The 14,780-nt window shown below is 31.1% G+C and carries 14 protein-coding genes; 5 read left to right on the top strand and 9 right to left on the bottom strand.

The features are described from left to right. Positions 1-424 precede the first annotated feature (424 nt). On the bottom strand, positions 425-1,273 hold the full coding sequence (locus FWJ34_RS12265) for an AAA family ATPase (RefSeq protein WP_308255607.1): 849 nt from the start codon (positions 1,271-1,273) through the stop codon (positions 425-427). Positions 1,274-1,289: 16 nt separating this feature from the next. Beyond that, entirely contained in the window at positions 1,290-2,420 is a 1,131-nt protein-coding gene (locus tag FWJ34_RS12260) for a T4 RnlA family RNA ligase (protein ID WP_308255606.1), read from the bottom strand. Positions 2,421-2,748: 328 nt separating this feature from the next. Between FWJ34_RS12260 and FWJ34_RS12255 the strand changes: the two genes are divergently transcribed. The 3 genes from FWJ34_RS12255 (at position 2,749) to shc (ending at position 6,561) form a co-directional block, all read left to right on the top strand. Beyond that, positions 2,749-3,366 carry an alpha/beta hydrolase gene (locus FWJ34_RS12255; RefSeq protein ID WP_308255605.1) on the top strand — a complete coding sequence of 206 codons (618 nt, stop codon included), beginning with the start codon at positions 2,749-2,751 and terminating at the stop codon, positions 3,364-3,366. A 264-nt stretch (positions 3,367-3,630) separates the two neighbouring features. Beyond that, on the top strand, positions 3,631-4,536 hold the full coding sequence (locus FWJ34_RS12250) for an NAD(+) kinase (RefSeq protein ID WP_308255604.1): 906 nt from the start codon (positions 3,631-3,633) through the stop codon (positions 4,534-4,536). A gap of 81 nt (positions 4,537-4,617) precedes the next feature. Then, the gene (shc, locus tag FWJ34_RS12245) at positions 4,618-6,561 is read left to right on the top strand and encodes a squalene--hopene cyclase (RefSeq protein WP_308255609.1); all 1,944 of its coding nucleotides are present in this window, start codon (positions 4,618-4,620) and stop codon (positions 6,559-6,561) included. A 421-nt stretch (positions 6,562-6,982) separates the two neighbouring features. Here shc and FWJ34_RS12240 read toward each other — a convergent pair whose 3' ends face one another. The 7 genes from FWJ34_RS12240 to FWJ34_RS12210 all read right to left on the bottom strand — a co-directional run bounded on the left by FWJ34_RS12240 (position 6,983) and on the right by FWJ34_RS12210 (position 13,496). Beyond that, positions 6,983-7,603 carry a hypothetical protein gene (locus FWJ34_RS12240; RefSeq protein ID WP_308255603.1) on the bottom strand — a complete coding sequence of 207 codons (621 nt, stop codon included), beginning with the start codon at positions 7,601-7,603 and terminating at the stop codon, positions 6,983-6,985. 227 nt (positions 7,604-7,830) lie between these two features. Continuing rightward, complete coding sequence (locus tag FWJ34_RS12235) at positions 7,831-8,631, bottom strand: NAD(P)-dependent oxidoreductase (RefSeq protein WP_308255602.1); 801 nt, start codon at positions 8,629-8,631, stop codon at positions 7,831-7,833. Continuing rightward, positions 8,600-9,544, bottom strand: coding sequence for an NAD-dependent epimerase/dehydratase family protein (locus tag FWJ34_RS12230; RefSeq protein WP_308255601.1), 945 nt, complete (start codon positions 9,542-9,544; stop codon positions 8,600-8,602). The genes FWJ34_RS12235 and FWJ34_RS12230 overlap by 32 nt, the downstream gene beginning before the upstream one ends. A 495-nt stretch (positions 9,545-10,039) precedes the next feature. Further along, positions 10,040-11,062 carry a hypothetical protein gene (locus FWJ34_RS12225; RefSeq protein WP_308255600.1) on the bottom strand — a complete coding sequence of 341 codons (1,023 nt, stop codon included), beginning with the start codon at positions 11,060-11,062 and terminating at the stop codon, positions 10,040-10,042. A gap of 302 nt (positions 11,063-11,364) precedes the next feature. Beyond that, entirely contained in the window at positions 11,365-12,126 is a 762-nt protein-coding gene (locus FWJ34_RS12220) for a cobalt-precorrin-6A reductase (RefSeq protein ID WP_308255599.1), read from the bottom strand. A 137-nt stretch (positions 12,127-12,263) separates the two neighbouring features. Then, positions 12,264-12,833, bottom strand: a complete 570-nt coding sequence (locus tag FWJ34_RS12215) for a Uma2 family endonuclease (RefSeq protein ID WP_308255598.1) — start codon at positions 12,831-12,833, stop codon at positions 12,264-12,266. A gap of 51 nt (positions 12,834-12,884) precedes the next feature. Further along, entirely contained in the window at positions 12,885-13,496 is a 612-nt protein-coding gene (locus FWJ34_RS12210) for a Uma2 family endonuclease (RefSeq protein ID WP_396231899.1), read from the bottom strand. Positions 13,497-13,778: 282 nt separating this feature from the next. Between FWJ34_RS12210 and FWJ34_RS12205 the strand changes: the two genes are divergently transcribed. Together FWJ34_RS12205 and FWJ34_RS12200 are read left to right on the top strand one after the other, a co-directional pair. After that, complete coding sequence (locus FWJ34_RS12205; protein WP_308255597.1) at positions 13,779-14,234, top strand: Fur family transcriptional regulator; 456 nt, start codon at positions 13,779-13,781, stop codon at positions 14,232-14,234. Positions 14,235-14,276: 42 nt separating this feature from the next. Continuing rightward, the coding region (locus FWJ34_RS12200) for a hypothetical protein (RefSeq protein WP_308255596.1) at positions 14,277-14,780 on the top strand (504 nt) is incomplete at its 3' end.

The raw sequence follows: 14,780 nt of genomic DNA, 5'->3' as shown, positions 1-14,780 counted from the left end.
CTATATAAGGATCAATGTCTTGTCATTATTGCTTCTGATAATTTTTAATTATTTATTTTGTTGATTATAAGTCAAGTTAAATGACTATCAATTTTTTTCTTAACGCTTCCATACATAAAGCAACACGGAAATTCGTTTTTCCTTTATCTAATAGACCTCTTGCAAAATTAAAATTAGTATTAATTTTAAACAGGAAATCATCAATTTTTCTTCAAGAATGCCTATTGCCTCTTGCCTCTTGCCTGACTTCTGCAAGAAGTCTATTGATACACCCAGTATAAAAATTTAATTTGAGAAAATCTTGCGTAAACCCGCAGACTTTTTGCGTGAAACCGCAGAGTTATTTTATCGGTTGTCTATAACCCTTGTAAGGGAGTAAAATTTTACGTTCCTACCCATATTTCTAGAGATGTCTATTCTATAATTAAAAATCTCCCTCCCCGACTTGAAAAACTGTTAAACCCAAATTTCTCCACATTTCTACTACTTGATTACGATCGTCTAAAATAAATTTAACGTTATATTTATCCTTAATATATTCTTCATAAATTTCTTGTTTAACAATAGCATCTTTTCTCAAATCACCTGTTTTGCGCATATATAAATTTACATATTTAACCTGATGTTGTTTTAACCATTTTTCCGTTAATTCTTTACCATCATCAGTTCTAGCAGAAAGCACAATAATATTAGTAGAATCTTGCCATTTATAAACGGTTTCTAATACTGGTTGATTTGGTAAATCTTGATCACATTTAGACACATCATAAGGGCTACGATTATGTAAAATAGATAATGTTCCATCCATATCCACAAGAATAGCGTCTGGTAAATCTGGATTATATTCAGGGGGATTAACTTGGGGGAGAATAAATTGATTATACATTTTCATAATGACATCTTTTCCCACCGAATTAGGTCTTTTTAAATCTCTTTTTATACACTCTTCTACAGGGGTTTTAAAAAATGAATCATTAATTTTTACCTCGGCTTTTCCTTTGACTAATTCTTTGATTTTTTCAATATGTTTACCAAAATTTGTATCATCAATAATAACGTGTTTTCCTTCTTCTAAAGCCATTAAAATAATTTGATTTCTCAATTTTATAATAAATTTTTCATTGCCTTCAGACCAATAAGAAGCATGAGCCATTTCTCTCAATAAATCTTTATTTACCCTTACCCAACGTCCAGGTTCTTTTAATAAAATTTCTTTGGCAAAAGTTGACTTTCCCGAAGCTGGTAATCCTTGTAAAATTAATACTTTTTTCATGACTAATAAAAAATAATTAACATCCTAATTGAATATATTTTAAACCTAATAATTGCTCTATCGTCTGTATAGAAACTTTTGTTAAAGCCTCTTTAATACTTGTGGATTTTCCATTACGCAAAGCAAATAATAGTCCTGAATATGGTAAGTCTTTGATAGCTAAAGCAAAATCTTTTTGTAATGGTATAGATTGATATTGTTGATAAGTTTGCTCAATTTCAAAAATTAATTGATAATATTTTTCCATCGTTTCTTGATATGCTTTAGTCCATTCAGGATAGTAGGCTAAAAATTCATCTCCTTCATTATTAACTATAATTTCTAACATTTTACGAGTAGAAAAATTCGCAGAAAAATGAGCCCACGCTACATAACGAGGTGATTTGACTTTGACTCGATTAAAATTATAATTAAAATTATTTTGTTTTGAATTATCAACAAGTAAGGGAGAATAATCGCAAATTACATAACCTTCAGATTCCAAAGGATTCAAGTTTTCACAAGCCTCTTGAATTTGTTGCCAATTTTGTAAAGGGAAATTTCTTACTAAATTGAACCCGTATTTTTCTGCTAAAAATTGAGGATGTTTTTCTTGTAAAGTTTTAATGTTTCTTACTCCATGTAAAACTAAATTATTCTTATTCTGTTGCACCACAATTCTATTATAAGGAGTTAACATTTCAAAGACAAAACAGTGATCTGTTTCTTTGGGTAATGAATAATTTAATTCTTGCCAAACTTGCCAAAATAATTGAGCAAAAGTAATAGAAAATCCTCCTACTTCTCCACTAGCATCGGCTGTACCACTTGATTGAACTTGCCACTGATTATTATAATAATAAAGCACCATTAATGAGCCGTCTAATTTATCATAAACTGTGGCATGATTCCAGTTAATTTCTGAGGCTAAAGGCTCACTATAATTAAAGAATTTATCATAAGCATAAGAAACTATTTCCCAATTATTAGACTCATCAAGAATAATTCCTCGACTTTGTTGAACAATTTTTTCACTCATAGGAGACTCTATTTGAGAATATTTTAAACAAACTAAATTAGGATATTTTTGATGGCGATTAACTTTTATATAATAGTTATTAATTAATTGTTCTAATCCTTCTTGTCTTAAATATTCTTGCAATTCCATCTTAGTTTGATTAATGTTTTTTCTAAGTATTTATAGCTGTTTCGGGTTGAATAAACCACAAATTTTTCTCATTATATTTCTCCCATAATTTAATTGGAAAAATAAGGGCTGAAGTCCTGGCTTATTTTTTATAATACACGAGTGTAAAATAAAAAATAAAATCTATTTTAGGGTGGAAAACATAAATTTCTTCACTTATTACTCATTACTTATTACTCGACTTCTGCAAGAAGTCTATTTTACAAGAGTGCAAAATAAATTGTATATTAGCAAGGCAAGGGGTTTAAACCCTTTGTTATCGCTTATCTCCTAGATTGCCAAAAATAATATGACTTTAGATGTAATTTCCATTTCTCCAGAAAATGAGCAAAAACCTGAATTTGTGTTTGTATTGTTACATGGCTGGGGGGCAAATTATCATGATTTAACTGCCCTTATTCCTATGTTGAATTTACCTTCTTGTTTATATTTATTCCCAAATGCACCTTATGCTCATTATCAAGTAGAAGGGGGAAGAGCATGGTATGCTTTAGAAGATAATAATGAAGGAATAGAAGCTAGTTTAGATCAATTTTATCAATGGTTGTTATCCTTAGAAGATTCAACAGAAATACCTTTATCAAAAACTATTGTCGGTGGATTTTCTCAAGGAGGGGCAATGAGTTTAGATGTCGGTTTACAATTACCCGTTGCCGCAGTGGTTAGTCTTAGTGGTTATTTACATTTTCAACCTACTGCCGATAGAAATCCATTTCCCCCTACTTTTATTTCTCATGGAAAACGTGATAGTGTTGTACCTATTAATACTGCTAGAGAGGCAAAAAGAAAATTAGAAGCTGTAAGAGTTAGTGTCGAATATCAAGAATTTGACATAGCCCATGAAATCATCCCTGCACAAATGCACTTAGTTAGAGATTTTGTCTTAAAGTCAGTTCACTTCCAATAATATCATTTAATTTGTTAATTCCAGACTAAGCTACAATCCCATTTGAATAACAAATATTTAAAAAAAAGTCTATATGAATGGACAATTTGTTCAGATATTGGGTAGTGAAATTATTGTAGCATAATATTAATAATATTTACATAGATTTTTGCTTAACTGTTAAACCGCTATTCAAATGGCACAATTTCTGATAGGATATGATCCATACTGTGCTATTGCTGAGTGCTACTGTTGAATACCCATTGTAACTAGGAAGAATTATTGATGCCTAAAATCGGCGTTATTTACAACGATATTAAACCTATTGCTTGTCAAGTGACAGAACAGTTACGAGAGCAATTAGAAAATAAAGGTTATCAAGTTTGTCTAGCGACTGGTTATGCTGGTATTTTAGGCTATTCTTCACCCCATCGTCCAGTATGTCATAGTCCGATCGAACAAATTGCTCCTGCTGGATTTGATGAGGAGATGAGTTTTGCCATCGTGTTGGGAGGTGATGGTACGGTTTTATCCGCTTCTCGACAAGTTGCTCCTCATAAAATTCCCCTTTTTACGGTTAATACAGGACATTTAGGTTTTTTGACCGAAATTTATCTAAATCAACTTTCAATGGCATTAGAGCAAGTTTTAAGGGGAGATTATCAAATAGAAAACCGCTCGATGATGAAAGTTAGTGTTATTCGAGATAATACTTGTTTGTGGGAAGCCCTTTGTTTGAATGAAATGGTAGTTCATCGAGAACCATTGACGAGTATGTGTCATTTTGAAATTGCTATTGGCAGACATTCTCCTGTAGATATTGCTGCGGATGGGGTTATTATTTCTACTCCTACCGGCTCAACTGCTTATTCTTTAAGTGCTGGAGGCCCAGTAGTAACACCTGACGTACCAGTGTTTCAACTTGCTCCTATTTGCCCTCATTCTTTAGCTTCTCGTTCGTTAGTTTTTTCGGATCAAGAACCTGTTACTATTTATCCTGCTACTCCTAATCAAATGGTTATGGTGGTAGATGGTAATGCTGGTTGTTATATTTTACCTGATGATCAGATTAAAATTGTGCGATCGCCTTATGATATTCAATTTATTCGTTTACAATCTCCTGAATTTTTCCGTATTCTTCGAGAAAAGCTAGGTTGGGGGTTGCCTCATATTGCAAAACCGACATCGTAATTACTGTAGTTAATGGGGAATGGATAATCGGTAAACGGTTTTATTTGTGTTATGGTAAAAAAATCAAAAATAGATGTTAAAATGAGTGTCCAATTTAGTAATAGTAAGGTTATTGACGGGGAAAAAACCAAAACTGCCATTAAAAAAGCTCAAGACTATCTTTTCTCTCTACAAAAAAATGATGGTCATTGGTGCGCCTATTTAGAGTCTAATGTTACTTTAACGGCCGAAGCTTTATTACTCTATAAAATTTTGGGTGTCGATAATCAAAAACCTTTACATAAAATAGAACATTATTTGCGATCGCAACAACGTAGTCATGGTGGATGGGAAATATATTATGGAGATGGAGGGGAATTAAGCACATCTATAGAAGCCTATATGGCATTAAGACTACTGGGGGTTAGTGTTGATGATAGTGCTTTAGTTAAAGCAAAAAAATTTATTTTAAGTAAAGGTGGTATTAGTAAAAGTCGCATCTTCACTAAATTTCATCTTGCCTTAATTGGTTGCTATGATTGGCGAGGAGTGCCTTCTATTCCCCCTTGGATTATGTTATTACCAAATAATCCTTTTTTTACCATCTATGAAATGTCTAGTTGGGCAAGAAGTAGCACTGTACCCTTATTAATTATATTCGATCAAAAGCCTGTTTTTGTGGTACAACCGAGAATAAAATTAGACGAATTATACAGCGAAGGTATTAATAATGTTAAATATGAAATGTGTCGGAATGGTGACTGGACAGATATTTTTGTAGAATTAGATAATTTATTCAAACTAGCAGAAGACTGGAATATTATACCCTTCAAAGAACAAAGTATTCAAGCTGCAGAAAAATGGATTATTGAAAGACAAGAAAAAACCGGAGACTGGGGAGGGATTCTGCCGCCGATGGTTAATTCTCTATTAGCGTTTAAACTCCTTAAGTATAATGTGAATGATCCTATTGTTGTCAAAGGATTAGAAGCGATAGAAAATTTTGCCATAGAAACTCATGATGATTATTTAGTACAATCTTGTATTTCACCTGTTTGGGATACTACTTGGAGTTTGCGCGCTTTAGTGGAATCGGGTATTACACCAAATCATCCTCACTTAGTTAAAGGTGGTGAATGGTTATTAGATAAACAAATTTTTATTTATGGCGATTGGATTGTTAAAAATCCTGAAGGAAAACCTGGAGGATGGGCATTTGAATATGACAATCATTTTTATCCTGATATGGATGATTCTTCCGTGGTGATTATGACATTAAATCAATTAGAGTTACCCAATGAAAATTTAAAACGAGAAGCAATTTTGCGATGTCTTCGATGGATTGAAACAATGCAATGTAATAATTATGGTTGGGCTGCCTTTGACATCAATAACGATGCTAATTGGTTAAATTATCTCCCCTATGCTGACTTAAAAGCTATGATTGATCCTGCAACAGCGGATATTACTGCTAGAGTATTAGAAATGGTGGGCAGTTGTGATTTACCGATGAAAGGGACTAAAGTTCAAAATGCGATCGCCTATTTAATCAAACAACAAGAAGCTGATGGTAGTTGGTTCGGACGTTGGGGAGTAAACTATATATACGGCACATCAGGAGTTTTATCAGCATTAGCAGTGATTGCACCGAAAATTCACCCTATAGAAATCGAAAAAGGGATTAATTGGTTAGTTGATTGTCAAAATGTTGATGGCGGTTGGGGAGAAACCTGTGAAAGTTATCAAAATCCATTTTTGAAAGGGAAAGGAGACTCTACGGCTTCTCAAACTGCATGGGCATTAATTGGTTTATTAGATGGTGGAAATGCTATCGGTAAATTTGCCGAAGATAGTATTAAACAAGGGATAAACTATCTTTTAACGAATCAAAATGAGAATGGCACATGGGAAGAAAAACAATTTACTGGCACTGGATTTCCAAGACATTTTTATATTAATTACCATTTATATCGCCATTATTTTCCGTTAATTGCTTTAGGAAAATATCAAAAAATTTGCTTAAATTCAGTCGGTTGTGTCAGTTAATTTATAAATGTAAAGCCCAAGATATAAATTTTCAGATATGTACGTTAGATTGAAGTATTAAAACCGAAAAAAATCAAAAGAATTTAGAATTTAGAATTTACGATTGCCCTGTGCATCGTTGCATTGTTGCCCAAATAAATTGTTAATTGTTAATTGTTAATTGCCTATTCCCTATCTTCACCAAAATACTTTTTGACACACCCTTAATTAGGATCTACTGAATTAATCAGAAAACTATAAAAATCAAGGGTTTTAACATAATACATTGCCAAAAAATGCACAGTTTTAGCAAGGGGTTTAAATCTCTTGTTTAGTCTAAAACTTGGTAAGTAATATATGTCGTCAGACTCAAATTTTAACAATAAAAATCATTAAAACTTTTCCCTCTTCCCTACCTTCAAGATACACTATGACGCAACCCCTAATTATCAAATAAACTAGCTTTTTCTGTTACTGCTTTTTGTAAAAATTTTTGATATATTAATTCTCGGAAAGTTGTTAAGTCTTTTTCCCAACCATTAATAATTTCTGTTAATTTATTGGTTCTAATTTCTCCTGTTAAGTTGGTAAGATTATAATTAAAATTACCCGCAAATAAAACCGCAGAAATAACTAAATCATTAGGCTGTTGTAGTTTGGCTGGGTTAATATTTAAGGCTAACTGGCGATCGCTTAATTCATAAAAAAGATTTAAAGATGCTTGAGGAGTAACGTTACCAAAATTACGCCAAAGCCCATTGCTTAATAAGGTATCGTTAATAAAATTTTTCCCCGCATCTTCTTCTTTGGGAAAAGGTACAATAAGTTTAGGGCTAATACTAATACCTTGATAATCGGCATTGGACATTTTATCAACATATTTTTTGGCAATGTTAGCAAATTGAAGCTCTTTAATTTCTTTTGTACCCAAACCTTCAACAAAACTTATTGTATTTGGTTGAGCTACGATATTAACTCCATTTTTAAAACTTACCTGTGAGCCATTAGGGCTACTAATAGGTTGTTTTGCCAATTCCCAATTACTAGGTATAACACCACTCATATTTAGAAACTCATAACTTAATACGGCGGGATTAAAATTTTTAATTAATAAATAAAATTTTAATTCCTCATTATTTTTTAAGTGATGAATTTTTTGTGATGTGGCTGTAAAGTATTTTTTTTAAATCAGTGATAATTTAAAAAAGTTTTATAATTAATAATACAATAAGATTAGCTTAATTTTCTGACCTAAGCAACTGTTTAAATTATAGATATTAGTCAATCAATTTATCGCCAATCATTGATAAAATTCAATACACTTTCCCGGGTAGAAGGTATATTTATCACCGATTGAATCTTATCGATAGATACCTCATAACAGACAGGGGAAATATCAAAATTTAGTTTAACAGCACTTTTAGTTAAATCAATAATTTCCTTTAACATCACTAAACCGTTACCGCAAAGATTGAAAATTTCCTGAGTATAACCTTTTTTGATAAGATTCATAACGGTTGTCGCTGCTATATCAGTGTTAATATATTGCAATTGACTGTCTGGATGTAGCCAAAGTTTCTCTCCTTGCAAAATGTCAAAAATAGCGTTTTTCTTTAAGCCTTTCCCCACAAAACCCCCCATACGGAATATTAACCAATCTGAGGAAGTATGACGTACACATTGTTCAGCTAAATACTTATGAAAACCATAAGGGCTTTGCCTCGAAATATCAATAACTGTATTTTCTTGGGTTAATGCGGGATTTGAACAATCAGGGTAAACGTCACAAGATGACAAAAATATATACTTTTTAGTCGGAAAATCTATTAATGATTGTCGCACAGATCGTACAGAAGCATCAAATTCGAGTAAGGGGTTATCTTTGGCTAAAAATTTCTTAGAATTACCGTTAGCGTTAATGAATAAATCGCATTTTGTGCCGATATTTTCTTGATAATTAGTTCTATTTATGAGTAAATAATTTAAGTTATTTTTTTGACAATAACGAGCATAAGCTGAACCAACAAAACCCTCTCCACCTAGGATAATAATTTTAAAATTAGAGTCGAATACCATCGGTTTTTTGCTCATAATTTTTACTTAACCAAATAAAAGTTTTTTCTAAGCCTTCTTTTAAATTTGTTTGACAAGATAACCCTAAAGAATTTAATTTACTAACATCAAAAATTTTTACCATTTGCCCATCAGGTTTAGTTGTATCCCAAGTTAATTTTCCCTTAAAACCAGTTATTTCTTTTACTAATTCTGCCAATTCTTTAATAGGTGTAGTTGTACCTGAAGAAATATTTATTGGCTCACTAGAGTTATAATTATCAATAAAATAAGGAATAACTTTTGCTACATCTCCTGCATAAACAAAATCTCGTTTAGGTGTGCCACTTCCCCACATTGCTACGGCTTCTAATTGGTTTAATTTAGCTTCATAAAAACGACGAACTAATGCAGGTATAACATGAGATTCATTGGTACGAAAGTTATCATATTCTCCATATAAATTACCCGGAATTAATACCACAGAATTTAAGTCATATTGAGTGCGATAAGATTGTGAAGCAACAATACCCATTTTTTTTGCACTAGAATAACCAGCGCTTTCTGGTTGAGGATAACCTTGCCACATTTGTGATTCATCGATGGGAGATGATGCCGTTGCAGGGTAGCTACATCCTCCCATAGTATAGATCATTTTTTTGACTCTAAATTTGGCGGCTTGTTCAAAGACTAAAGCGGTTAAAAGGGTGTTACGATAATAAAAATCCGCAGGATAAGTACGATTTGCCCCAATTCCTCCCGAATAAGCTGCTAAATGTATTAAAATTTCTGGCTGTAAATCTTCAAACATTTTTACAACTTCAAGGGGATTCATCAAGTCGTAATTTTGCGAAGATAAACCAATAATTTCTCCTTGGGAATATTGTGTTTTTAATTGGGGTAACAAATGTCTGCCTAAAAAGCCACTGGCACCAGTGACAACTATTTTCATATTTTAACTATTTTCTCATCTTGTTTTTGTTCTCAATGATCATACAATATTTGGATCAGAAAATTTTGGCAAAGTTCAGGTAATCGAGAATAGGCAAACTCCTTTATTACTTTTTTCAGAGGAAGTAATAGTATTAAAATTGGTTCTTTAGTCGATATAGCAATCCTAAATCATTGGTTAAGAATTAAAAATTTAAACATAAATCTGTAAATCTCACTATACCTTAAAGCTGACCACTGAAAACTGATAGCTAACACCTCTGAAAATTTTACAACTCCCATAGGATTGCTATAGTATGCTTAGTTATTATTAAATAATTGATAGGATATTTAATCGTTAAAGTTTATACAATTCAAAAAATCAAAAAACATAATTTAGTATTTATATTTTCCTCTTCCCTTTTTTTTACTAATTTAGCATACTAACTCATCAAGAGCTTTAAAATTTGATATTTTCTAGTTTTAAATTTATTTTATTTTTAATTATGGGAGAAATTTATTCATTATTTTTATTCGAATAAGTCGAATCTAAATAATCATAGTAGCTTTTATATACATCAAAACCTGTTAATTTAACTCGAAAGTTAGGAGGATAGTTATATTTATTACTTGGATATTTATTTTTTAAATGAAGAATATAATAATAGGTTTTTTCCCATTTACTAAGATAACTTAAAAATAGTTGAAACTGACTATACAAGACTTCATATTTATAATTTAATGCTACATACTGTAAAATTCTAGCAATTATCAACTCATCTTCAGTTTCGTCTTTTTTAATTTTAATAACTTTAGTGGCTATATCCCTAAATAAACTATCATCATTTTTTACTAATAAAACAAAGGATTTTAAATCTTGAACTTTATTTATTCTATTCTGTTCTAGCAAATTTTTAATTTTTTTAAATAAATCCCAATATTCTAACTGATTAGTTTTTAATAATGAGAAAAACTTAGCTAAATTATCAATTTCAGAAATCATGAACAAATATTTCATATACAGTTTAATAATTTTTTGTTCTTTTTCTTCTGTTAATTTTAGGGTAAAAGAAGGGATTGATTTTCTTAACTTTTCCTGAAAAATTAGTTTATCACATTTTTGTTTAATTAAATCTAAAGAATATTCATAAAATGCTAAAAATACCGGGCTATTATACTCTGCTTCAATTTCGGTTAATTTAATTAAAGTGTCTAAATTATCTAATAAAGTTTTAAAAAACTCTTTCCCAATCACAAAATAATGTTGTTTATGTTGATTATATTTATCTAAATAGCTTTGTATTCTTGCGTAGGTTAAAAAGTCTTTTTCTGTAAATTTATCATTAAGTAAAGCCTTTACTGTTACAGTCATATTCTCTAACTTGTCTAGGGCAGAATTATAATGATATAAAATATCTTGAGGTATATCTAATTTTACAAACTGACTAGAAATATAATCCATAAGAGTTTTATTCCCTAGTAAAGGGCGATTCCACCAAGGTTTTTCTAGTGTTTCCTCTAGTATTAATTCTGCTTTCATGGTTTCACCCTCTTTGTTTGAAAATTCCTTTCATATATATGATCATAATCTCTTTTTTTTTATTAAACAATCAGTATATTTCGGTATTTTTATCAAGAGATGTTAACCAAAAAAATCTGATAAATATGATTATTTTTTTATACTTAAGAATTTTCTATTACTTGTCAATACTTAGATAGACTAAATTTCTCTCAATTATTTAATAGAGTTTTTACTTAGTCATTAAAGGATAATTCAATTTAATAATTTTAGAATGAAACGTCAACTATGAGCATTGCCCACTCTACTTTGAGATAAGATTATTAGTGGCAAATAAAACGGGAAATATCTTCTAATCGATCGACAATTAAAGGATAATCTAAAGTTGGACTTTCAATGACGATTAAAGGAATATTTAAAGCCTCTGCTACTTGATATTTAATTTCTTCCCCTCCTGCTTTACCTCCTGCTTTTGTTACAACTATTTCAATATTCCATAATTCCCATAAGGCTTTTTCAAAAGTAAAGTTAAAGGGAGGACGCATAGCTATAATACGATCACATTCAAAACCTGCTTGATAGGCTTTGGTAAGAGAATCATGATAAGGAAGTATTCTGGCGTAAAGTGTAGCTTGGTGATGAAATGCAGTGAATAAAGCTAAAGATTTTGCTCCTATAGTTAATAACACCCGTTTATTTGTTAGGGGTGAATCTTCTGTAATTAGAGAAGAAAGAGAAGAAATTACCGTTACAGAAGGCATTTTACCAATCAAATCAACCAATGGGCGCTCATATCTCAGATAAGGTAATGATAAATTCTGACAAACTTTGATTACTCCTTGAGAAATATTCACAGCAAAGGGATGACTAGCATCGATAACTTTATTAACTTGATTTTGTTTAATAAATTTTACCATCTCTGTTTCCGTGAGTTTACCTACGAAAATCTTTTGTTTTTCTAAAGACTGATAAAGTTGGGTGGCAGCGGTAGTTGTTACGGAAATAATCAAATTTTGATTCTGTTGTTTGAGAAAAGAGGCGATCGCCACACTTTCAGAAGTTCCTCCAATAAGCCAAATCACCATTTAATAGTTAAGAATGAATACCAATTATCTGAAATAATTTATTATATTGACGTAAATCTGTCTTAAGGCACGAGCCGTTGAAGTTAGAAGCTCCCATGGAGAGCAGCAGTTTAAGGGAGGTAATCACTCAAAGACAGTTACACTGTTAACCAACCGAATATTTGTTGCGCTGATAATTGTAAACTTTCCTGTAAATCCTCTAAGACAGTTAAATTTTCTTCATTGGACTTGACTTGAGGAAATTGATTTGGCTTTAATATCATAATAGACTCATCTTCAGAATCAATTAACCATCCTAATTGTGTACCTTGCTCAAGACAAAACATAATTTTTCTAATGACTTTATTCGCCGATTGTTCTGGTGATAAAATTTCAATTACCCAATCTGGGTAAATTTCAAAACGATTAGCAATTTTTCCTTGTTCATTTTTGGGAATCCTTTCCCAAGTAAAAACCGAAATATCGGACACGATAGAGACTCCTGCAAAAGTGCATCTTAACTCGGTAAAAGCATGAGCTAATTTGTTTGGTAAAACAATTTCGTTGATTTTTGTACCTAAACGTATCTGTAAAGTGCTATGTTGTCCTTGAGGCATGGGTTTTGGTTCTATTTTTCCATTGATATATTCACTATAGGGCTTCGTTTCGGGATATTTTAAAAACTGCTCTAAGGTTATATTTGGTTTAATTTGAGTTAGAGTTACCATTTTTGTATATAGTCAGGTTTACTTTTTTTATTTTCTAGGGGGATGGGATAATTATTGATGATCTTCAAAGGTGACTTGCTCATAAATGTCGGCGATATTTAACTGTAAATTTAATGATTCTAAAGATAGGGTTTCTTCTAGTGCCTCATATTCTCTTAATAACCATTGTCTGTGATTATTTTTACTAAACTGTTCGATTTTACAATTATATTGATCGATTAAAATGTACTCTTGTAATTCAGAAATGGAGCGATAATAGGTAAATTTAGTACCTCGATCGTAATCTTGTGTTGATTGAGATAACACTTCCATAATTAGCAAGGGATTGGTAATTGTCGTATTTCCTTTGTGATAAATAGGCTCACCACTGAGAATTATAACATCAGGATAAGTATATTGATTATAACGAGGTATCCATAGACGTACATCACCGATGAAAACTCGATATTTTAGCCCTTTCAGAGCGAATTTTAAATTAGCATAAATATTACCTGCAATTTGGTTATGATTGATTGTTCCTCCGGCCATAGGGATAATTTTTCCATTCCTATATTCATGTTTATACTCGGCTTTTTCGTCTAAGACAAGATATTCGTCTGAAGTATAGTTTTTTTTATCCCCAATCAAAGTTTCTTTTTGTTCAATAATTGTGGCTGTCATCATCTATCTTCCCATTTTCCTAAAATTTTAACTTCTCGATGTAGCAGTTTTTAGATCTAACATAGCTAATATTTCTTCATCGCTTATGCTTAATTGACTGAATTTACTATTTAGTATAGCTTCAATTATATTTAATTATTTTTGAAATTTCTCGTCATTTTCTGAGTCATCTAAGCAAAATTTGGGATTTAAGTGATAATTTTCCAGATCAATGTTAAAAATTGTGTTACTTAGGTTAAAGTGGTAGTGAGTTTACTTTAGTAAAAAATAGATCATTAAGAGAACATGGAAAAATCAGGAGCAACAACAAAAAAAATACGCTCCTTAAAAGATGCCCTCAATCGTTGTCAAGAATTAGGCATGAGACTCTCTCGTCAAAGACGTTTTATTCTTGAACTCTTGTGGTCACAACAGGAACACTTATCAGCAAAAGAAATTTACGATCGCCTAAATCAACAAGGGAAATATATTGGGCATACATCAGTTTATCAAAATTTAGAGGCATTATCAAATCAGGGAATCATTGAATGTGTCGAAAGACATGAGGGAAGACTATATGGTAATTTTTGCGAAGATCATAGTCATGTTAATGTACTAGACACTAATCAAATTGTGGATATACAAGTAGAATTACCCTCAGAATTAATTAAAACTATTGAAGAAAAAACAGGAGTAAAAGTGGATCATTATCGTATTGATTTTTACGGTTATAAAACCGAACCATCAGAAGTTATAACTTAATGGTTTTTAGCTAATTATTTATTATTTATTGTCTGGGATAAAATGTCTTCTACTAACACTAATAAAACCGAAGTTAATTTAATCTTATTAGATGATGATCCGATATTTCTTTTAGGATTAAGAGAAGTTTTAAAAGGAGAAAAATTTAAAGATATAAATGTGATTGCTACGGGTAAAATAGCAGATTTTTCTGTTTTATTAACACAGGATCAAAATAATCTATGGGTGGTATCTTTAGATTTTTATAAATATCCTTCTCAAAGCAATAACTTTCTTAAGTCTCTTGAAAAATTAAATATTAAGTATCCTGATTTATCATTAGTGATTTTATTACCTTGGGGTTTTGTTGGTGATTTTTCTCTTATCCCTGCTATTAAAGGATATTGTTATAAAAACAGTGAAATTGATGAATTAGTTAAAATTTTTCGGGCTTGTGCTTTAGGAGAAACTTGTTTTTATCTAAATAATTCTGTAGTAAAATCTCAAAATATTTATACTTGGTTTAATACTCAAATTAAGTTAGGCTTAAAACAAATTCAAGAAGAA

This window comes from Geminocystis sp. GBBB08 (genome assembly GCF_016743215.1).
Taxonomy (GTDB): domain Bacteria; phylum Cyanobacteriota; class Cyanobacteriia; order Cyanobacteriales; family Cyanobacteriaceae; genus Geminocystis.
The sequence above is the reverse complement of the archived record's forward strand: the minus strand, read 5'-3'. Positions and strand labels throughout refer to the sequence as shown.